The sequence below is a fragment of the Azotobacter beijerinckii genome (assembly GCF_900110885.1).
Taxonomy (GTDB): Bacteria; Pseudomonadota; Gammaproteobacteria; order Pseudomonadales; family Pseudomonadaceae; genus Azotobacter; species Azotobacter beijerinckii.
This window is the reverse complement of sequence record NZ_FOFJ01000037.1, coordinates 1-19,771: the sequence shown is the minus strand read 5'-3', so window position 1 is coordinate 19,771 and position 19,771 is coordinate 1. Positions and strand designations below refer to the sequence as shown.

Genomic DNA, 19,771 nt, shown 5'->3' with positions numbered 1-19,771 from the left:
AATGGGGGCTCAGGGGTAGGACACGTAGACGTCGGCGAGCAGATCGGCCGCCGGCGGCTTGGGATCGCTCTTGGCCTTGATCACGCTGTCCTCGATCTGCCGCTCCACCTCGCCGTCGATGTCGTCGAGTTGCGAGATGTCGAGCAGGCCGGCGGCGACGGTGTGGTCGCGGAACTGCTTCAGGCAGTCGCGCACCTCGCGCATCTCCTTGAGCTCGTCCATGTCGCGGTAGGTCTGGGCGTCGCCCTCGAAGTGGCCGTAGTAGCGGGTCAGCTTCACCTCGATCAGCGACGGGCCTTCGCCGGCGCGGGCGCGGGCCACGGCGGCGCCGGCGGCCTCGTGGACGGCGAAGAAGTCGAAGCCGTCCACCGTCACCCCGGGCATGCCGAAGCCGGCGGCGCGGTCGGCGATGTGGTCGCAGGACACCGACCAGTTGGAGGCGGTGGCCTCGGCGTAGCCATTGTTCTCGGCGACGAAGATGCACGGCAGGTTCATGATCGCGGCGAGGTTCATCGCCTCGAACACCGCGCCTTCGTTGGAGGCGCCGTCGCCGAAGAAGGCCACGGCCACCGCGTCGGTGCCCTTGAGCTTGGCGGCCAGCGCTGCGCCGGCCACCAGCGGCGCACCGGCGCCGACGATGCCGTTGGCGCCGAGCATGCCCTTGGACAGGTCGGCGATGTGCATGGAGCCGCCCTTGCCCTGGCAGACGCCGGTCTTCTTGCCGTAGATCTCGGCCATCATCCCGTGCACGTCCACGCCCTTGGCGATGCAGTGGCCGTGGCCGCGGTGGTTGGAGGAGATGCAGTCGTCGTCGCGCAGGTGGGCCATGACTCCGGCGGCGGAGGCTTCCTCGCCGGCGTAGAGGTGGACGAAGCCGGGAATCTCGCCGGTGGCGAATTCGATGTGCAGGCGCTCCTCGAAGACGCGGATGGTGCGCATCACCCGGTAGGCATGCAGCAGCTGCTCGGCTGACAGGTGGGTGGTCATTGTTGTTCTCCTGGGTTGTTTCAACACGAAAGGTTCACGGGGTGTTGCGGGTGTTCGCGGCCGATGGACAGCAGACGGTGGCGCGCCGCATAGGCAAGTGTGGCTTCCACGTCGATGCTCAGCGGGCCGTGGGAATCGAGGGTGACGGTCGGTCGGTCGCCGGCGGCGAAGGCGATCTCGCGCTCGCCGTCCAGCGCCAGGGTGCCGCCGCTCAGGCTGGGCGCGTGGGGCACGCCCGGCTCCAGGGTGCCGGCGGCGACCACCCCGCAGCCCTGCAGCAGGCCGGGGGCGAGCGGCGCCAGCAGGGCGTCGCGGGCCTCTGGATGCAGGCGCATCCAGGCGCCTTCGGGGGCTTGCCGGGAGACCGGGCACCAGAGTCCGCAGAGCGCCGACAGACCGATGGCGTGCGGTTCGGCGAAGGTCACGAAGACCTCGGCCAGATCCTCGGCGCGGCTGATCGCCCGGCCGCCGACGAAGCGCAGCGGTGACACCGCCACGTCCACCAGCGCCCATTCGCAGAGGCCGCGGCGCGCCTCGCGGACCAGCAGGCGCTTGTTGCGGCGCAGGGCGATCTCCGGCGGAATCCGCCCGGCGGCGAAGAGCCCGCCGGCGAGCCCGGCGCCGGTTGCCTCGCGCAGCTCGGGAAAGGCGTTGTTGGTGCCGGTGGACAGAGTCAGCAGGGGGATGTCGCCGACCTCGGCGGCCACCGCCTTGTGCGTGCCGTCACCGCCGAGCACGGCGATCAGCGCGACGCCGCGCTCGGCCATCAGGCGCGCCGCCAGGCGGGTGTCCTCGACGGTCTGGCGCAGGCGGATATCGAGGATTTCCAGCTCCGGCCAGCGGTTGTCCCGGGCGTGGCGGCCGCGGCTGGCCTTGAGCACCGCGGCGGCGATGCCGGTCATGTCGGTTGGCAGCAGCACGCGCTCGACGCCGGTGGCGCCGAAGGCGCCGAGCAGGCGCTGCACCACCGAGGCCTTGTCGGTGCTGGAGAACAGCCCGGCGTTAGCGGTCAGCCGGCGCAGGTCGCGGCCGGAGGCCGGGTTGGGAATGATCCCCACGGTCAGCGGAGGACGGCTCATGGCAAGACTCCCCGGACTCAGAGCGAGAAGCCGCCGTCGACGGCGATGGCCTGGCCGGTGACGTGCGGGGCGCAGGCCAGGTAGACGGCGAGCTGGCCCATGTCCTCGGCGGTCTGCGCTTCGCCCTGCGGCAGCAGGCTGGCCTGGTGGCGCTCCCAGGACTGCGCCTCGCTCTCGCCGGCCTGCCGCCAGCGGCTGGCCAGGCCCTGCTCGCCGCGCCACATGCCGGTGCCGACGATGCCGGGGCAGAGCGCGTTGACGGTGATGCCCTCGCGGGCGACCTCCTTGGCCAGGGCGTTGCTGAAGCCGACCACCGCGAACTTCGAGGCGCAGTAGTGGGAGAGGTCGGGAAAGCCGACCTTGCCGGCGATCGAGGCGACGTTGATGATCCGCCCCCAGCGCTGCGCGCGCATCGGCTCCAGCTCGGCCTGGCAGCAGAGGAACACGCCGCGGGCGTTGACGTTCAGCACCCGGTCCCATTCCTCGACGGTCAGCTCGCCGACCTTGTGGATGCCGATCACCCCGGCGTTGTTGACCGCCACGTCGAGGCGGCCGAAGCCCTCGACGATCCGGGCGACCATGGCCTGCACGCTGTCCTGGCGGGCGACGTCGACTGACAGCGCCAGGCTGCGCCGGCCGAGGGCCTGGATCTGCGCGGCGGTTTCCTCGGCGCCGGCCGGATCGAGGTCGGCCACCGCCACGTCGGCGCCGGCGCGGGCCAGGCTCAGGGCGATGCCCTGGCCGAGGCCGCGGCCGGCCCCGGTGACCAGGGCGACTTTGCCGGACAGGGAGAATTCGGGAAGGGATGACTCGGACATGGGGCACCTGTGCTTGTTGTTATGGGCCGGGCTTGCGTTGCCGGCCGCTTCTGCCAGGGGAGAGAGCAAGGGCGGTGCCAGAGTGCTGGAAGTGGCCGAAAATCCCCGTGCTAGAGCGGTTTGCTCGGCTGGTCGGCAGGCTTGGCGAGAGCCTGGGCGAGACGCCGGGTGTCAGCGCGACGGCCGTTGCGCTGAGATGCCGAGACGCTCCGTCTCAGCGTCGGGCTTCTCCATCCCGGCGCTTGTCGCTGCGGGGGGAAGGGTGCTTAATGGGGAGACAACAACAAGACGACGAGAAACGGAGACTGCATGCTTTCCGCACACTCGAAAGCCCACGTGGACTGTGTCAGCCGCGTGTTGAAGAACGCCTCCGGCCTGCCCCAGGCGCCGGTTCCCGCGCCGATCCTCGATTCCTGGCGCCGCTCGGAGCAGCACCGGCTCGACCCCGGTTCCCTGCAGGGGCCGCGCATCCTCGACCAGACCCTGCTCAAGGAGTGCCGCGAACGCGCCGAGCTGTTCCTGCGCATCGCCAGCGAAGAAGTCGGCCGCCTGCACGGCCAGGTGCGCGGCGCCGACTACTGCGTGCTGCTCGCCGATGCCCAGGGGCGGACCCTCGACTACCGGGTCGATTCGGCGATCCGCAGCGACTGCCGCAAGGCCGGCCTCGACCTCGGCACCTGGTGGTCGGAGGGCGAGGAGGGCACCTGCGGGGTGGCCACCGTGCTGGCCAGCAAGATGCCGCTGACGGTGCACAAGCGCGACCACTTCCGCGCCGCCTTCATCGGCCTGACCTGCTCGGCGGCGCCGGTCTTCGACCCGCAGGGCGAACTGCTCGGGGTGCTCGACGTCTCGGCGGTGCAGTCGCCCGACGACCGCCGCAGCCAGACCCTGGTCCGCCAGCTGGTGGCGCAGAGCGCCCGGCAGATCGAGAACGCCTTCTTCATGCACAGCGCCGGCGGGCACTGGATACTGCGCGCCCACGCCGCGCCGGGCTACGTCGACAGTCAGCCCGACTACCTGTTCGCCTGGGACGCCGACGGCCGCCTGCTGGCGCTCAACCCGGCGGCGCGCCGCTACCTGCGCCAGCGCTTCGGCGAGGTGCCGGGCCACATCGCCGAGGTGTTCGATCCGGACGCCCTGCGTGCCGCCGGGGATGGGGTTGCCCAGCCGCTGCTCGGGCGCGGCGACGCGCCGGCCCTGTACGTCCGCCTGAGCGCACCACCGCGCCAGAGCCGGCCGGTGCCGCGGGTCGCGGCGCGCGGCGCCGAGCTCGATCCGCGCATCGCCGAGCACCTGCGCCTGGCCGTGCGGGTCAAGGACCGCAACCTGCCGGTGCTGATCCAGGGCGAGACCGGCGCCGGCAAGGAGGTCTTCGCCCGCCAGGTGCACGAGGCCAGCGCCCGTCGCGGCAAGCCCTTCGTCGCCCTGAACTGCGCGGCGATCCCGGACAGCCTGATCGAGAGCGAGCTGTTCGGCTACGCCGCCGGCGCCTTCACCGGCGCCTCCAGCAAGGGCATGCGCGGCCTGTTGCAGCAGGCCGACGGCGGCACCCTGTTCCTCGACGAGATCGGCGACATGCCGCTGACCCTGCAGACCCGCCTGCTGCGGGTGCTCGCCGAAGGCGAGGTGGCGCCCCTGGGCGCCGCGCGGCGCCAGGCAGTGGACATCCAGGTGATCTGCGCCACCCACCGCGACCTGGCGGCGATGGTCGCCGACGGCAGCTTCCGCGAGGACCTGTACTTTCGCATCGGCGGCGCGCGCTTCGAACTGCCACCGCTGCGCGAGCGCAGCGACCGCCTGGCGCTGATCAACCGCGTGCTGGAGGAGGAGGCGGCCTCCTGCGGCGAGCCCGTCGGCCTGAGCGCCGCGGCGCTGGAGTGCCTGCTCGGCTACCGTTGGCCGGGCAACGTGCGCCAGCTCCGCCATGCCCTGCGCTACGCCTGCGCGGTGTGCGCCGGCGGGGTGATCCAGCCGGGCGATCTGCCGGCCGAACTGCGCGGCGAACGCCTGGCCACCGGCGAGGACGCCGCCGCCCTGGCCGCCGACCCGGAGCGCCAGGCGCTGCTCGACGCGCTGGTCCGCCACCGCTGGAAACCGGGGCCGGCGGCCGAATCCCTCGGCATCTCCCGCGCCACCCTGTACCGCCGGGTCCACCAGCACGGCATCGAGATGCCGGGGAAGCGGCGCGGCTGAGGGGGTGTCCCGAGTCCCCGCGCCGCGGCCGGCTTTCGGCGGAGCGGGGGCCGGGCGACGGGATTGCGTCCGGTTTACAGGATAATGTGCAGTCTGTAGCATCCTCGATCAGGCATGCCGTGATCGGGAAATTCTGGCATCCCTTGTGCCACACCCGTCAGCGCCCCTTTCGGGCTGACCAGCCGCCGCTACAACAACAACCCCCGTCTCGCAGAAGACGCCCGCGGATCAATCGTTCTTCAACCGCAACGAACAGTCGGATGGACTCGCACGTTTCGTTCTCAGTGACGATCCAGGCCCGTGCATATCCAGAAGAATCCGCCGCAACGCTGTGCCTTTCGCCTCCCGCCCGTCCCGGGCCGGGCGTCTGCACTCGCCGGCCCGATCCTTGCGGAGCGCACCGCCCACCGTCGCCCATCGCCCCTGTTCGACCGGCCATTGCGTCGCGAGCGGAGCGCTGCCCCGAGCCGCTACCGGGTAGATCCCGCGCGGCGTGGAGCAACCTGTTCGCCATCGCACGGCGCCAGCGCAACGTTGGCATGCGCGCTCGAGTACCGCGCGTGCCTTGCCGCGAGCGGCCTTTGCAGCCCGAGCGGAGCGGCCCATTTCCCAGAGGAGGACCACGCCCCGAAATAGTCGGCGGAGCGCTTCCGCACGGCTCGACACCGCCTTGCCATAAAAATTAACTATCTGGTTAGTCTGTCGAGAAAATGAACTATCTAGTTAGTCTACCTAGCGTCAGGAGAGAAGATTGATGATGAACAGAGAGGACGGCACCCCCGGTGCCGCTAAAGTGATCCTGCCGGCCCTGGGCGCGCTCGTCGCGCTCGTCGGCCTGGCTCTCGCCGGCGGCGGGGCCTATCTCGCCACCCTCGGCGGCAGCTGGTTCTTCCTGCTGGCCGGCCTCGGCCTGCTGGCGTCCGGCGTGCTGATCGTCCGCCGCAAGCCGCTCGGCGCGCTGGTCTACGCCGCGACCCTGGGCCTGTCGGTGCTCTGGGCGCTGTGGGATAGCGGGCTGGAGTTCTGGCCGCTGGTCTCGCGCCTCGCCGTGCTGATGGGCTTCGGCGTGCTGGTGGCACTGGCCTATCCCTGCCTGGTCCGCGCCGACGGCGGCACCGCCGGCCGCGGCGCCTACGGCGTGGCCGGTGCGCTGGCCGCCGTCATGCTCGCCGGCATGGTCTACATGTTCGTGCCCTCGCCGGTGGTCAGCGCCAGCAGCATCGCCGCGGTGACCCCGGTCGCGCCGGGCACCGAGCAGAAGGACTGGGTCCACTGGGGCAACACCACCGCCGGCACCCGCTTCGCCGCGCTGGACCAGATCAACAAGGACAACGTCGACAAGCTGCAGGTCGCCTGGACCTTCCGCACCGGCGACATCCCCGAGAGCAACGGCTTCGGCGCCGAGGACCAGGCCACCCCGATGCAGATCGGCGATACCGTCTACGTCTGCACCCCGCACAACCAGGTGTTCGCCCTCGACATCGACAGCGGTGCGCAGCGCTGGTCCTACGACTCCAAGGCCACCGCACCGAACTGGCAGCGTTGCCGCGGCCTCGGCTACTTCGAGGAGCCGGCCGCCCCGGCGGCGAGCGCCGCACCGGTGGCCGACACCGGCACGGTGCAGGTGATGACCGCCCCGGTGAACGGCGCCTGCCGCCGCCGCGTGCTGATGACCACCGTCGACGCCCGGCTGATCGCCCTCGACGCCGACACTGGCAAGCCCTGCGCCGACTTCGGCAACCAGGGCACCGTCGACCTGAAAGAGAACATGGGCGAGGTCAAGTTCGGCTTCTACACCGTGACCGCCGCGCCGCTGGTGGCCGGTGATCTGGTAGTGGTCGGCGGCCGCGTCGCCGACAACATCGAGGTCGGCGAGCCGAGCGGCGTGGTCCGCGCCTTCGACGTGCGCACCGGCAAGCTCGCCTGGGTCTGGGACCTGGGGCGCGGCGCCGAGGCCAACGCCAACGACGGCAAGCCCTATACCCGCGCCACGCCCAACGTCTGGACCTCGATGGCCTACGACGAGAAGCTCGGCCTGGTCTACCTGCCCACCGGCAACACCACCCCGGACGCCTGGGGCGGCCAGCGCACCGTGGAAGACGACAAGCACAGCTCCGCCGTGGTCGCCGTGGACGTGAAGACCGGCCAGGAGCGCTGGGTCTTCCAGACCACCCACCACGACCTCTGGGACCTCGACCTGCCGTCGCAACCGACCCTCTACGACCTGCCGGACGGCAAGGGCGGCACCACCCCGGTGCTGATCCAGACCACCAAGGCCGGGCAGATCTTCATGCTCAACCGCGAAACCGGCAAGCCGGTGGCGAAGGTCGAGGAGCGTCCGGTACCCCAGGGCAACGCCAAGGGCGAGCGCTATTCGCCGACCCAGCCGTTCTCGGTGGGGCTGCCGATGGTCGGTTCCGAAACCCTGACCGAGTCCGACATGTGGGGCGCCACCCTGTTCGACCAGTTGGCCTGCCGCATCCAGTTCAAGCAGATGCGCTACGACGGTCCCTACACCCCGCCGGGCGAGGACGTGGCCCTGCAGTACCCGGGTTCGCTGGGCGGCTTCAACTGGGGCAGCGCGGCCATCGACCCGACCACCGGCTACCTGTTCGTCAACGACATGCGCCTGGGCCTGTGGACCCGGCTCATTCCGCGCGAAAAGATGGAGAGCAACAAGGCCGGCGGCGTCGAGATGGGCGCGGCCTCGCAGACCGGCACGCCGTACGGCTCGCTGCGTAACCGCTTCCTCTCGCCGCTGGGCATTCCCTGCCAGAAGCCGCCGTTCGGCACCATGTCGGCGGTCGACCTGAAGAGCGGCAAGCTGGTCTGGCAGGTGCCGGTCGGCACCGTGCAGGACACCGGTCCGTTGGGCGTCAAGATGCACATGCCGATCCCGATCGGCATGCCGACCCTCGGCGGCTCGCTGGCCACCCAGTCCGGCCTGCTGTTCTTCGCCGGCACCCAGGACTACTACCTGCGTGCCTTCGACACCGCCACCGGCGAGGAGATCTGGAAGGAGCGTCTGCCGGTCGGTAGCCAGGGCAGCCCGATCACCTACGTGTCGCCGAAGACCGGCAAGCAGTACATCGTGCTGACCGCCGGCGGCGCCCGGCAGTCGCCCGATCGCGGCGACTACGTGATCGCCTACAAATTGCCCTGATCCTGGGGCAGCCCGGGGCCGGCTTCGGCCGCCCCGGGCCTTTTCTCCTTTAATGGGAGAGAAGCGCTGTAGCTACAGAAGTCGGTCGTTCGCTGGTCGAACGCCAAACGTTCTTCGCTCGCCGTCCCGGTTTCCCGCCGGAATGGCTGGCGCAGGATGAACCACCCCCACCCCTTCATTGCGAGGAATTTCCCATGTGGACCAAACCTGCCTTCACTGACCTGCGTATCGGTTTCGAAGTGACCCTGTACTTCGCCAACCGTTGACCGACCTGGCCCCGGCGTGCCGGGGCCTTCTCCCAGACGGGACTGCCATGCATATCCGAATTCTCGGCTCGGCCGCCGGCGGCGGTTTTCCCCAGTGGAACTGCAACTGCCGCAACTGCCGCGGCCTGCGCGAGGGCACCCTGCGTGCCACGGCGCGTACCCAATCCTCCATCGCCCTGTCCGACGACGGGGAGAACTGGATCCTCTGCAACGCCTCGCCGGACATCCGCGCGCAGATCGAGGCCTTCCCGGCCCTGCAGCCGGCCCGCGCAGTGCGCGACACGGCGATCCGCGCGCTGATCCTGCTGGACAGCCAGATCGACCACACCACCGGCCTGCTCACCCTGCGCGAGGGCTGCCCCCACGAAGTGTGGTGCAGCGAGATGGTCCACCAGGACCTGACCAGCGGCTTTCCGCTGTTCGACATGCTCGAGCACTGGAACGGCGGCCTGCGCTGGAAGCCCATCGAACTGGACCGGCCGTTCGTGATCGACGCCTGCCCGGCCCTGCGCTTCACCCCGATTCCGCTGCGCAGTGCGGCGCCGCCGTACTCGCCGCACCGTAACGACCCGCACCCGGGCGACAACCTCGGCCTGCTGGTCGAGGACAGCCGCACCGGCGGCGTGCTGTTCTACGCCCCCGGCCTCGGCCAGGTGGATGCGCCGCTGCTCGACCGGATGGGCCGCGCCGACTGCCTGCTGGTCGACGGCACCCTGTGGCGCGACGACGAGATGATCCACGCCGGCTGCGGCAGCAAGCTCGGCAGCGAGATGGGCCATCTGCCGCAGCGCGGCGCGGGCGGCATGCTCGAGGTGCTCGACGGCCTGCGCGGGCGCAAGGTGCTCATCCATATCAACAACACCAACCCGATCCTCGACGAGGACTCGCCCGAGCGCGCCGAACTGAGCGCGCGCGGCGTCGAGGTCGCCTGGGACGGGATGGATATCGAACTGTAGGGCGGGTCAGGCCGCAGGCCGTAACCCGCCATTGGCGCCGGGCCGGTTGGCGGGTTACGCCGCTTCGCGGCTAACCCGCCCTACGCCAGCGCCACAGCCCCACGAGGAGCCACGATGACCGAGCCAGCCATGAGTCCCGCCGAATTCGAGCAGGCGCTGCGCGCCAAGGGCGCCTATTACCACATCCACCACCCGTTCCACGTCGCCATGTACGAGGGCCGCTCGACCCGCGAGCAGATCCGGGGCTGGGTGGCCAACCGCTTCTACTATCAGGTGAACATTCCCCTGAAGGATGCCGCGATCATGGCCAACTGCCCGGACCGCGAGACCCGCCGCGAGTGGATCCAGCGGATCCTCGACCACGACGGCGCGCCCGGCGAGGAAGGTGGCATCGAGGCCTGGCTGCGCCTCGGCGAGGCGGTCGGGCTCGAACGCGAGCAACTGCTCTCCCAGGAGCTGGTGCTGCCCGGGGTGCGCTTCGCGGTGGACGCCTACGTCAACTTCGCCCGCCGCGCCAGCTGGCAGGAGGCGGCGAGCAGCTCGCTGACCGAGCTGTTCGCCCCGACCATCCACCAGTCGCGCCTCGACACCTGGCCGGCGCACTATCCGTGGATCGAGGCCGGCGGCTACGACTACTTCCGCAAGCGCCTGAGCGAGGCGCGCCGCGACGTCGAGCACGGCCTGCGCATCACCCTCGCGCACTACACCACCGGCGAGGCCCAGGCGCGCATGCTGGAGATCCTGCAGTTCAAGCTGGACATTCTCTGGAGCATGCTCGACGCCATGAGCATGGCCTACGAACTGAACCGCCCGCCCTACCACACGGTGACCGGCGAACGGGTCTGGCACAAGGGGATCGCGCTATGAGCGGCCTGAATCCCGAGCAGGTACCGGTGCTGCGCCGCGGCTTCCGCTTCCAGTGGGAGCCGGCGCAGGACTGCCACGTGCTGCTCTATCCCGAGGGGATGATCAAGCTCAACGGCAGCGCCGGGGCGATCCTCGCCGAGGTCGACGGGGTGCGCAGCGTCGCCGCGATCGTCGCCGGCCTGCGCGAGCGCTTCCCGGAGGCCGAGGGCATCGAGACGGACATCCTGGAATTTCTGGAGGTGGCGCGTGAGCGATTCTGGATCGAGCTTCGCTAAGCCCGGCTTCGTGCCCGGCCCGCCGCTGTGGCTGCTCGCCGAGCTGACCTACCGCTGCCCGCTGCAGTGCCCGTACTGCTCCAACCCGCTGGACTTCGCCCGCCACGGCGAGGAGCTGTCCACCGCGCAGTGGATCGAGGTGTTCCGCCAGGCCCGCGAACTGGGCGCCGCCCAGCTCGGCTTCTCCGGCGGCGAGCCGCTGGTGCGCCAGGACCTGACCGAGCTGATCCGCGCCGCCCGCGGCATGGGCTACTACACCAACCTGATCACCTCCGGCATCGGCCTCAGCGAGGCGCGCATCGCCGAGTTCGCCGCGGCCGGCCTCGATCACATCCAGGTCAGCTTCCAGGCCGCCGACGAGGAGGTGAACAACCTCCTGGCCGGCTCCGACAAGGCCTTCGCCCAGAAGCTGGCGATGGCCCGCGCGGTCAAGGCCCACGGCTACCCGATGGTGCTCAACTTCGTCACCCACCGGCACAACATCGACCACATCGAGCGCATCATCGAGCTGTGCTTGGAGCTGGAAGCCGACTTCGTCGAGCTGGCGACCTGCCAGTTCTACGGCTGGGCCGAGCTGAACCGCGCCGGCCTGCTGCCGACCCGGGCGCAGCTGGAGCGCGCCGAGCGCATCACCAACGAATGGCGCGAGAAGCTCGCCGCGCAGGGCCATCCGTGCAAGCTGATCTTCGTCACCCCGGACTACTACGAGGAGCGCCCCAAGGCCTGCATGGGCGGCTGGGGCAGCCTGTTCCTCGACATCGCCCCGGACGGTACCGCGCTGCCGTGCCACAGCGCGAAGCTGCTGCCGGTGCAGTTCCCCAACGTGCGCGAGCACAGCCTCAGGCACATCTGGTTCGACTCCTTCGGCTTCAACCGCTACCGCGGCGACGACTGGCTGCCCGAGCCGTGCCGCTCCTGCGACGAGAAGGAGCGCGACTTCGGCGGCTGCCGCTGTCAGGCCTTCCTGCTCACCGGCGATGCCGAGGCGACCGACCCGGTGTGCGGCAAGTCGGCCCATCACGGCCTGATCCTCGACGCCCGCCGCCAGGCGGAGGAGGCGCCGAAGGGGCTGGACGAGCTGGTTCAGCGCAACGTCCGCGCCTCGCAGATCATCTGCAAGGGCTGAGGGGGCGAGACAGATGGGCGATGCCGGGGGATCGGGTGGGATGGAAAACCGTGTCGGCGTTTTCCCGCGAGGGGACCACGGTGGATAAGGGCGAGCCGTTATCCAGCCTGCGCTCCGTGGCGCTGCCGAGCCCCTGCGGCGACTGGCCCAGTTGCTGGTCGGCCGGCGACGCCGCCGCGGCCAGCCGCGACTTCGCCGAGCTGCGCGCCGGTCTCGGCGGGCTGCTCTGGCTGCAGTTCGACCCGCAGGAGGCGGGCTGCAGCCTGTGGCTGTGGCGCGAGGGCGAACCGCAACGCCTGACCCCGCCCGGCCGCTCGGTGCGCAGCCGGGTCTACGAATACGGCGGCGGCGCCTTCTGCGTCGTCGGGGACGGCGTGGTCCTGGTCGACGAGGCGGACCAGCAGCTCCACCGCCTGGGCGTCGCCGCCGGCAGCGTCCCCGAAGCGCTGACCGCGCGTTCCCACTGCCGCTACGGCGACCTGCAGTTCGCCCCGGCCTGGAGCGCGGTGCTGGCGGTGGAGGAAAGCCGCGAACAGGACCGCGTGATCCATCGCCTGGTCGCTCTGGGCTTGGCCGACGGCACGCGGCGGGTGCTGGCCGAGGGCGCCGACTTCTACGGCGCGCCGCGGCTGAGCGACGACGACCGGCGCCTGGCCTGGATCGAGTGGGACCGCCCCGAGCTGCCGTGGACCGCCACCCGCCTGTGCCAGGCGGCGGTACTTGTCGATGGTTCGCTTGGCGACCGCGAGGTGCTGGTCGGCGCGGCGGGCGACGATTCGCTGCAGCAACCGATGTTCACCGACGACGGCCGGCTGACCTGCCTGAGTGACCGCGCCGGCTGGTGGCAGCCCTGGGCGGAGCAGGGCGGGCAGTGGCATCCGGCTTCTGGGGCCGGCCACCCGCTGGACAACGGCGCCGCCTTGTCCACCACCGGCACCGCTGGCTGGAGCGAGCCTCGGCGCATGGCGGAGGCCGACCACGCCCCGGCGCCCTGGCAGCTGGGCACGCTCAGCCACCTGCCGCTGGACGATGGCGGCTGGCTGCTGGCGCGCCTGGAAGAAGGCTGGGGCCTGCTGGTCGAGCGCGCCGCCGATGGCCGCGAGCGGCGCCTGGCTGCCGAGTTCTCGCGCTTCCGTCAGTTGGCCAGCGACGCGCAGCACTTCTACTGCATCGCGGCGGCGCCCGACCGCCTGCCGGCCGTGCTGGCCATCGCCCGCGATTCCGGTCGCGTGCACGTGCTGGCCGGCGGCGAGCGGCCGCTCCCCGCGGAGGAGCTATCCTGGCCGCAGTCGCTGCGCTTCGCCACGGGCGAGGGCGAGTCCGCCCAGGCCTTCTTCTATCCGCCGCGCAATGCCGCCTGCAGCGTGCCCGCGGATGAGCGGCCGCCGCTGCTGGTGTTCCTCCACGGCGGGCCGACCTCGGCCTGCTACCCGGTGTTCGATCCGCGTATCCAGTTCTGGACCCAGCGCGGCTTCGCCGTGGCCGACCTCAACTACCGCGGCTCCAGCGGCTTCGGCCGCGCCTTCCGGCTGCGCCTGGCGGGCGAGTGGGGGCGCATCGAGGTGGAGGACGCCTGTGCGCTGGTCCGCCACCTGGGCGAGGCGGGGCTGATCGACCCGGCGCGGGCCTTCGTCCGCGGCGCCAGCGCCGGCGGCTACACCGCGCTGTGCGCCCTGGCCTTCCACCGGCTGTTCCGCGGCGGCGCCAGCCTGTACGGGGTCAGCGACCCTCTGAGCCTGCGCCGAGTCACCCACAAGTTCGAGGGCGACTATCTGGACTGGCTGATCGGCGATCCCGCGCGCGACGCCGAACGTTACCGGCAGCGCACCCCGCTGCTGCACGCCGGGCGCATCGCGGCGCCGGTGATCTTCTTCCAGGGCGGCCTGGACGCGGTGGTGGTGCCGGAGCAGACCGCGGCGATGGTCGCCGCCCTGCGTGCGCGGGGCGTGCCGGTGGAGTACTGGCTGTATCCCGACGAGCGCCACGGCTTTCGCCAGGCCGCCCATCTGGCCGATGCGCTGGCGCGCGAATGGCGTTTCTATGTGAATCTGCTGGATTGAGGGGCCAGGCCATGGGGGAACTGCCGCCGCTGCGCCAGCGCAGCCTGCGCCTGGACAACGGCGTGCAGGCGACCCTGCTGCACGACCCGCAGGCCACCCGCGTGGCCCTGGCCGCCGGGGTGGACGCCGGCAGCCTGCACGAGCCGCCGGCCTGGCCGGGGCTGGCGCACTTTCTCGAGCATTGCCTGTTCCTCGGCAGCGAAGGTTTCGCCGAGGTCGGCGCCTTCGCCGGGTACGTGCACGGCCGGGGCGGGCGTTACAACGCCCGCACCCTCGGCCTCCATACCCAGTACTACTTGGAGATGCCGGCGGGCGAGCTGGTCCCGGCCCTCGAGCGGCTCTGCGATCTGCTGGCTCAGCCGCTGCTGCTGCCCGAGCGGCTGCTCGCCGAGCGCGAGGTGCTGCATGCCGAGTACCTGGCGCGCTGCCAGGACGGCGACAGCCAGCTGTTCGGCGCGCTGGCCGGCCTGCTCGATCCGGCCCATCCGCTGGCGCATTTTCATGCCGGCGCGCGCGACAGCCTCGATCCGCAGGATCCCGGTTTTCTCGCCGAGCTGCGCGCCTGGCATGCCCGGCATTACCGGGGCGAGAACCTGCGCCTGCTGGTGTGCGGGCCGCAGTCCCTGGGCGAGCTGGAGACGCAGGTCCGCGGCATCGCCGGTGCGCTGCCGGGCGGCGCCCCTGTGCCGGCACCCGCCTGGCCGTTGCCCTGGCCGACAGGGCAGAGTCCTCTGCGCCTGGAGCTGGAGCAGCCGAAGCGGCGGCGCATGAGCCTGTGGTGGTTGCTGGCGCATATCCCCATGCGCGACGAACCGGCCCTCGAGCGGTTGCGCCAGGCGCTGCAGCGCAGCGACGCCGGCAGCCTGCCCGGCGTGCTGCGCGCCCGCGGCCTGGCGCAGTTGGCCCGCCTGGAACTGCATCCGGCGGATGCCGAACGGGCGCTGCTGGCCCTGCATCTGGAGCTGCTGGCGGACGGTTGCGGTCGCGAGAAAGAGATCGCCGCGCTCTGCCATGACTGGCTGGCCTGGCTGCAGGGCTCGCCGGAGCGGATCGGCGATCCGCTCCTGGCCGAAAACGGGCGCATCGGCCAGGCCTGGGACGAGTACGAGCGGGCGCCGCTGGAGCGCGCCGCGCTCTGGCTGGAACGCTGGCAGCGCCAGGGCGGCGCCGTGCCGACGCTGTGGCCGGCGCTGCCGGCGAACGATGTGTGGCACGGCTGGCTGAAGGCTCTGGCGCAGCCGCCGCTGGTCCTGCAGTGCAGCCGCACCGCCCTGCCGCAGGGCGCGTTCACCCCGCGCTTTCCGGTGCGCCGGCTGGTGAGGCCGCTGGCCGAACTGCCGACGGTGCGGGGGCCTTGGCAACTACCGCCGGACAATCCCTTCCGTGCACCGCCGCCGCCGCCGCAGTCCGCCGCCGGCAATTGGCCGGCGGAATGGCGCCGCGGCGGCGCGGAGCTGCTGCGTCCCGGTCACGCCGCGCTGCTGCTCGCCTGGCAGGCGGCGGAGCCGGGAGCGGACGCGCCGCTGGTGGCCGAGCTGGCGGAGCTGGCGCTGGCCGAGCGCTGGGCGGTGCTGGCCGGCGCGGCGCAGCCGTTCGGTTTCGACTGTCGGCTGTCGCAGCGCGCGGGATGCCTCGGCCTGTGCCTGAGCGGGCCGCCGGCCGCCCTGCCGCGGGTGCTGGAACGCCTGCTGGCGGCGCTGCGCGAGGGCGACGCGGCGCGCTGGCGCGAGGCCTGGCAGCGGCGCCGCGACGAGCAGACGCAGCAGATCCTGCTGCGCCGCCTGCTCGCGCATCCGGCCGCCCGGACCCGCCAGCCGGTCGACGAGGAAGCGCTCGCCCGTCGCTTGGCGGCGCTGGACGACCGAAGTCTGGCGGGTCGGGTCGCCGACTACCTGGCCGCGGCCGAGCTGCGCGGCTGGCGCCTGGGCGACGTGTCGCCCGCCGTGCTGCCGCTGCTGCAGGGGGTGGGGCGCCCCGCGGCCGTGGCGCTGCAGCAGCAGGCCACGAGCGGCGAGCATGAGCTGCATGTGGGAATCGGGGGAAGCGAGCAGGCGGTCCTCCTGCGCCTGCTGGCACCGCCCGGCGATCCCCGGCTGGAGGCGGCCTGGCGCCTGCTGGCGGTCCTCTGGCCGGGCGCCTTCCATCACGCCCTGCGCGTCGAGCAGGGGCTCGGCTATGCGCTGTTCTGCCGCTTCGCCGACACCGCGGAGGGCGCCGAGCTGCAGTTCGGCGTGCAGTCGCCGCACGCCTCGGCCGCGCGCCTGCAGCAGGCGATCCGGGAGTTTCTCGCCGAGCAGGGACGAAGCCTCGCCGGGCTGGACGCCGTGCGCCTGGAGCCGGCCCGCCGGGCGGCGCGGGAGGCGCTCGACGAAGGCAGTCGCCCGGCGCGTCTGCAACGCGCCGTCACGGCCTGGTTCGGCGGCCGGGCGGACGACTGGCCGCCGCGGCTGCGCGCCGAGCTGGCGCGGCTCCAGACCGGCGATCTGCTGGCGGCCGCGCAGGCCCTGTCGGGGCCGGGCATCGGCCGGCAGTGGCTGATTTCCCGTTGAGAGGACGGTCCCTGCGACATTCGGGCCGGACCGGCTGCCGTGTAATGTGACGGATTTGCCAACGGGGCGGGTAAAGGCGCCCGCGGTTTTCTGGACAATATCCGTAACCATTGAGTTTTTTCCGAGGCGATTGTTGTGGACCACGACGAGGACAAACGGAGCGGACAGGAGTTGCAGATCGTGCAGGCCTTCTCTTCCGTGGAGGTTTCCGAGCGGATCATCCGCTCGGCGGACATCAAGGAACTGGTCGGCGGCATGCTGGCCGCCCATGACGAGGTCGGCCGGAGCGCCGAGGAGCTGGAGCGGGCGCGGCAGGAGAAGAAGGGCGGGAGCCTGATCGGCAACTGGTGGAAGGAGCGCGGCGACAAGCTCCAGGACGCCCAGATCGACCTGCAGCAATCGATCGGCAGCCTGTCCCGGAAGTCCTCGCAACTGCTGATCGTCAATGCGGCGATCTCCAAGGTCCTGAGCGACCAGCAGCGGGCGCTGCAGCGGCAGCAGAACCTGCTGAAGCAGCAGGCCGACATCCTCGAGGAGCAGAACCGCAAGATCCTCGGGCAGCAGCAGGCGATCGAGTTGCAGCAGCAGGAAATCGACGCGGCCAACCTGGGACTGCTGGAGGCCCGGGACGTCAGCGCGGAGCAGACCGACCGGCTGGTCGGCAGCGTGAAACGCCTGGAGGAGGCCGAGTCGCAGATCGAGCAGCTCAACCAGCAGTTGATCTCCAGCGTCGCGGAGGACCTGGTCACGGTGGTCAGCGACTGGAGCCTCCGGCTCGACGACCTGGCCCGCGACTTCAAGCAGCGTCAGGCCAAGCTGGAGCACCGGCTGGCCGACGACTTCCGCGACCTCATCGATCAGGTGCGAAGCGAGCTGGAAGCCACTTCGGACAAGGCCTCGGGCTGTGCGGCGGATTTCGAGCGGAAGCTGCAGCGCCATCTGCAGGCCGGCCAGGAAAGGAGCGGGGCTCAGGAGACGGCCATCCAGCAGCTGCGCGAGGATCTCGAGCGGAAACTGCAGCGCCATCTGCAGGTCGGTCGGGAAGGGAGCGAGGCTCGGGAGGCGGCCGCCCAGCAGCTGCGCGAGGATCTCGCGGAGCGCCTGGCCACGCTCCGGCTGGAGATGATCGCCAGCCAGGAGCGGAGCGTCCAGCCGCTGCGCAAGATCCTCGGGAGCCTCGAACTCCGCCTGGACGCCGGCCAGCAGGCGCAGACCCAGGCCCAGGCCGCGCAGCGCGAAGCGCTGGAGCGGCTGGGCGCCGAACTGGCCGGCAAGCGCCAGGCGCCGGAAAACGCCGAGGCCCGCCTGCAGCGCCTGGAGCAGGTGCCTGGCCGGATCGCCGGAGGCAACCGCCTGGCCCTGGCGGCGACCGGCCTGGCCCTGGCCTCGCTGGGCTGGCAGCTGCTTCGGCAGTTGGGGATGGTTTGACGGCCGCCGACCGGGGGCTGGCGAGCGCGGTCAGGCGGAAGGCTCTGGCGGTGCGTCCCACCGGCTGGCCCCGGCGGTCGAGCAGCCGGTAGCGGGGCACTGGCGAGTCCCGTCTGCCGCGCCGAAAATGGCCGGACACTCCTTACCTCCTTGAGTACGCATATGACCGGCCAGAAACACCTCGCGCTTTCCATCGCCCCGCAAGCCGGCCAGCCCCTGTCGGCGCCCCAGAAGAAATTCAACAGTCTGATCGGCCGGATCGAGAAGCAGCGCAAGCTGCTCGCCGCCTGGCAGGCGGCGCTACCGCTCTGCCAGGAGCGCTGGAGCGGCGAGTTCAAGCCGCTGCTCGACGAGTACCGCGCGCGGAATCGCGAGTTCGTCTTCTTCCTCGATCAGTCCGGCGAGCGCCTCAAGCTGACCAAGACCGACCGTCACACGCTGGGCGAGCTGATCTGCGAGCTGGCTTCTTCGCTGATTGGCGATGATGGGGACGAGGCGCTCAAGGCGCTGTACAACAAGCACAGCGGCAGCGATTTCGACCGCGATGCCCGGGTGGAAAACGAGCTGCTCAAGAACGCGATGGAGCACGCATTCGGCATCGACCTCGGCGACGATCTCGACCTCGACTCCCACGAGAACGTCGCCCAACGGCTGTTCGAGAAATTGCAGGCGCAGGCGGAGCAGCCCGCACCGCGCAAGGGCCAGGACGACACCGCCAGGAAGTCCGCGCAGCAGGTGCGTCGGGAGGAGGCAGAGGCCCAGGCGGGGCGGTCCGTGCGCGAGGTCTACCGCAAGCTGGCCAGTGCCTTGCATCCCGACCGCGAAACCGATGCAGCCGAGCGCGAGCGCAAGACCGGGCTGATGCAGCGGGTCAACCAGGCCTACGACAAGGGCAACCTGCTCGACCTGCTGCAGCTGCAGCTCGAGGTGGAGCAGATCGACCGGGATCACATCGCCAACCTGGCCGAGGACCGGCTCAGGCACTACAACCGGGTGCTCGACGAACAGCTCCGGGAACTGCAGGACGAAGTGCGGGCGCTCGAGCAGGCATTCAAGGTGCAGTTCGACCTCGATCCGCTCGACAAGGTGAGTCCCACGAACCTGGGCCGCAAGCTGCAGGATCAGCTTCGCCTGCTGCGCGAGGATGTCGTCTTCATCAAGGCGGAGCGCGAGCTGCTGGAGGATCCGAGGGAGCTGAAGCGCTGGTTCAAGGAGGAGCGCGAGCAGCGGCGGGAGAATGCCTCCGGGGATATGCCGTTCGATATCTGGTTTGGCTGAGGCGAACGGGCCGCACGATCGGCCGTTTTCAGCGCTCGCCGTCGGCAATCCTCGCCAGCGCCGCCTGCACCCAGTGGAAGCCGATCCGCTCCTGTTCGAGTCGCAAGGCCCGGCGGATGCGGTTGTCGCGCAGTTCGTCGAACAAGGCCCGCTCGCGGGCGTCGAGCCGAGGCAGGTCATGGAGCGCCGGCTTTTCTTCTTCTCCCCGCAGCGCCCGGTGTGCCATCAGCGTTTGCCGATCCATCAGGAAGGATTCGACCTGCGCGAACTTGCCGCGCAGTTGATCGAGAATGGCGAAACCGTGGGTGTCGATGTCGCCCCAGTAATGCAGTGCAGCCGGCGAGCCAGCGGGCCTTGGCCAGGGCATCCCAGCCGTAGCGGGCGGCGAAGATCGCCAGGCTGTCCGGCAGCCAGGGCAATCGCGCTACATCGCTCTTGCGTTGGACGAGGATTAGCGGTAACGGACAAGACTTTTCCGAGCCCCCATCATGCTGCCCAATCCCCAGCCCTACTTCGCCAAGCTCGTCGACCCACGGCGCGAAACCCGCAACAAGCTGCACGCCCTGCAGGACATCGTCATGATCACGCTCTGCGCTACTCTGTGCGGTTATGACGACTGGGTCGGCATCGAGGACTTCGCCCACGAGAACGAAGCCTGGCTGCGCGAGTTCCTGCCGCTGCCCAACGGTATTCCCTCGCACGATACCCTCAGCGACGTCATCGGAC

Annotated in this window: 16 protein-coding genes; 12 read left to right on the top strand and 4 right to left on the bottom strand. The window is 70.8% G+C overall.

Annotated elements, in window-relative coordinates:
- Positions 1 to 9 precede the first annotated feature (9 nt).
- The 3 genes from BMY22_RS16265 to BMY22_RS16255 are packed head-to-tail and all read right to left on the bottom strand — an operon-like array spanning position 10 to position 2,884.
- Positions 10 to 987, bottom strand: a complete 978-nt coding sequence (locus tag BMY22_RS16265) for a thiamine pyrophosphate-dependent dehydrogenase E1 component subunit alpha (RefSeq protein ID WP_090623848.1) — start codon at positions 985 to 987, stop codon at positions 10 to 12.
- Between the two features lie 20 nt (positions 988 to 1,007).
- Complete coding sequence (locus tag BMY22_RS16260; RefSeq protein WP_090623847.1) at positions 1,008 to 2,066, bottom strand: ATP-NAD kinase family protein; 1,059 nt, start codon at positions 2,064 to 2,066, stop codon at positions 1,008 to 1,010.
- A 17-nt stretch (positions 2,067 to 2,083) separates the two neighbouring features.
- Positions 2,084 to 2,884 carry an SDR family NAD(P)-dependent oxidoreductase gene (locus BMY22_RS16255; RefSeq protein ID WP_090623845.1) on the bottom strand — a complete coding sequence of 267 codons (801 nt, stop codon included), beginning with the start codon at positions 2,882 to 2,884 and terminating at the stop codon, positions 2,084 to 2,086.
- A gap of 309 nt (positions 2,885 to 3,193) precedes the next feature.
- On the opposite strand from BMY22_RS16255, the gene BMY22_RS16250 reads away from it, so the two are divergent.
- The 11 genes from BMY22_RS16250 (at position 3,194) to BMY22_RS16200 (ending at position 19,045) form a co-directional block, all read left to right on the top strand.
- Positions 3,194 to 5,077: a sigma-54-dependent Fis family transcriptional regulator gene (locus BMY22_RS16250; protein WP_090623844.1), complete on the top strand. Its 1,884-nt coding sequence runs from the start codon at positions 3,194 to 3,196 to the stop codon at positions 5,075 to 5,077.
- A gap of 757 nt (positions 5,078 to 5,834) precedes the next feature.
- On the top strand, positions 5,835 to 8,240 hold the full coding sequence (locus BMY22_RS16245; protein WP_090623871.1) for a membrane-bound PQQ-dependent dehydrogenase, glucose/quinate/shikimate family: 2,406 nt from the start codon (positions 5,835 to 5,837) through the stop codon (positions 8,238 to 8,240).
- Positions 8,241 to 8,434: 194 nt separating this feature from the next.
- A complete protein-coding gene (pqqA, locus tag BMY22_RS16240; protein ID WP_072432761.1) occupies positions 8,435 to 8,506 on the top strand; it encodes a pyrroloquinoline quinone precursor peptide PqqA in 72 nt (23 codons plus the stop codon).
- 47 nt (positions 8,507 to 8,553) lie between these two features.
- The gene (gene pqqB, locus BMY22_RS16235) at positions 8,554 to 9,462 is read left to right on the top strand and encodes a pyrroloquinoline quinone biosynthesis protein PqqB (protein ID WP_090623842.1); all 909 of its coding nucleotides are present in this window, start codon (positions 8,554 to 8,556) and stop codon (positions 9,460 to 9,462) included.
- A gap of 114 nt (positions 9,463 to 9,576) precedes the next feature.
- Positions 9,577 to 10,329: a pyrroloquinoline-quinone synthase PqqC gene (gene pqqC, locus BMY22_RS16230; RefSeq protein ID WP_090623840.1), complete on the top strand. Its 753-nt coding sequence runs from the start codon at positions 9,577 to 9,579 to the stop codon at positions 10,327 to 10,329.
- Complete coding sequence (gene pqqD, locus BMY22_RS16225; protein WP_090623839.1) at positions 10,326 to 10,604, top strand: pyrroloquinoline quinone biosynthesis peptide chaperone PqqD; 279 nt, start codon at positions 10,326 to 10,328, stop codon at positions 10,602 to 10,604. The genes pqqC and pqqD overlap by 4 nt, the downstream gene beginning before the upstream one ends.
- The gene (gene pqqE / locus BMY22_RS16220) at positions 10,576 to 11,730 is read left to right on the top strand and encodes a pyrroloquinoline quinone biosynthesis protein PqqE (protein ID WP_090623837.1); all 1,155 of its coding nucleotides are present in this window, start codon (positions 10,576 to 10,578) and stop codon (positions 11,728 to 11,730) included. Before pqqD ends, pqqE begins: the two co-directional genes overlap by 29 nt.
- A gap of 107 nt (positions 11,731 to 11,837) precedes the next feature.
- Positions 11,838 to 13,790, top strand: a complete 1,953-nt coding sequence (locus BMY22_RS16215) for an alpha/beta hydrolase family protein (protein ID WP_425265978.1) — start codon at positions 11,838 to 11,840, stop codon at positions 13,788 to 13,790.
- A gap of 11 nt (positions 13,791 to 13,801) precedes the next feature.
- Positions 13,802 to 16,339 (top strand): insulinase family protein, encoded by a 2,538-nt coding sequence (locus BMY22_RS16210; protein WP_090623836.1) that lies wholly within the window; start codon positions 13,802 to 13,804, stop codon positions 16,337 to 16,339.
- Positions 16,340 to 16,474: 135 nt separating this feature from the next.
- A complete protein-coding gene (locus BMY22_RS16205; RefSeq protein WP_090623835.1) occupies positions 16,475 to 17,767 on the top strand; it encodes a coiled-coil domain-containing protein in 1,293 nt (430 codons plus the stop codon).
- A gap of 162 nt (positions 17,768 to 17,929) precedes the next feature.
- Complete coding sequence (locus BMY22_RS16200; protein ID WP_090623833.1) at positions 17,930 to 19,045, top strand: J domain-containing protein; 1,116 nt, start codon at positions 17,930 to 17,932, stop codon at positions 19,043 to 19,045.
- A gap of 28 nt (positions 19,046 to 19,073) precedes the next feature.
- Here BMY22_RS16200 and BMY22_RS24685 read toward each other — a convergent pair whose 3' ends face one another.
- Positions 19,074 to 19,412, bottom strand: coding sequence for a DUF2220 domain-containing protein (locus BMY22_RS24685; RefSeq protein WP_208599309.1), 339 nt, complete (start codon positions 19,410 to 19,412; stop codon positions 19,074 to 19,076).
- Between the two features lie 121 nt (positions 19,413 to 19,533).
- Between BMY22_RS24685 and BMY22_RS16190 the strand changes: the two genes are divergently transcribed.
- Positions 19,534 to 19,771, top strand: a 238-nt coding sequence (locus tag BMY22_RS16190; RefSeq protein WP_143068514.1) for a transposase family protein, incomplete at its 3' end; no start/stop codon positions are given.

Excerpts from the sequence above, each read along its gene's own strand:
- BMY22_RS16210 (WP_090623836.1), top strand. The coding sequence starts at position 13,802 with ATGGGGGAACTGCCGCCGCTGCGCCAGCGCAGCCTGCGCCTGGACAAC.
- BMY22_RS16265 (WP_090623848.1), bottom strand. The coding sequence starts at position 987 with ATGACCACCCACCTGTCAGCCGAGCAGCTGCTGCATGCCTACCGGGTG.
- pqqC (WP_090623840.1), top strand. The coding sequence starts at position 9,577 with ATGACCGAGCCAGCCATGAGTCCCGCCGAATTCGAGCAGGCGCTGCGC.
- BMY22_RS16250 (WP_090623844.1), top strand. The coding sequence starts at position 3,194 with ATGCTTTCCGCACACTCGAAAGCCCACGTGGACTGTGTCAGCCGCGTG.
- pqqB (WP_090623842.1), top strand. The coding sequence starts at position 8,554 with ATGCATATCCGAATTCTCGGCTCGGCCGCCGGCGGCGGTTTTCCCCAG.
- BMY22_RS24685 (WP_208599309.1), bottom strand. The coding sequence starts at position 19,412 with ATGCCCTGGCCAAGGCCCGCTGGCTCGCCGGCTGCACTGCATTACTGG.
- pqqD (WP_090623839.1), top strand. The coding sequence starts at position 10,326 with ATGAGCGGCCTGAATCCCGAGCAGGTACCGGTGCTGCGCCGCGGCTTC.
- BMY22_RS16255 (WP_090623845.1), bottom strand. The coding sequence starts at position 2,884 with ATGTCCGAGTCATCCCTTCCCGAATTCTCCCTGTCCGGCAAAGTCGCC.
- BMY22_RS16260 (WP_090623847.1), bottom strand. The coding sequence starts at position 2,066 with ATGAGCCGTCCTCCGCTGACCGTGGGGATCATTCCCAACCCGGCCTCC.
- BMY22_RS16245 (WP_090623871.1), top strand. The coding sequence starts at position 5,835 with ATGAACAGAGAGGACGGCACCCCCGGTGCCGCTAAAGTGATCCTGCCG.
- BMY22_RS16200 (WP_090623833.1), top strand. The coding sequence starts at position 17,930 with ATGACCGGCCAGAAACACCTCGCGCTTTCCATCGCCCCGCAAGCCGGC.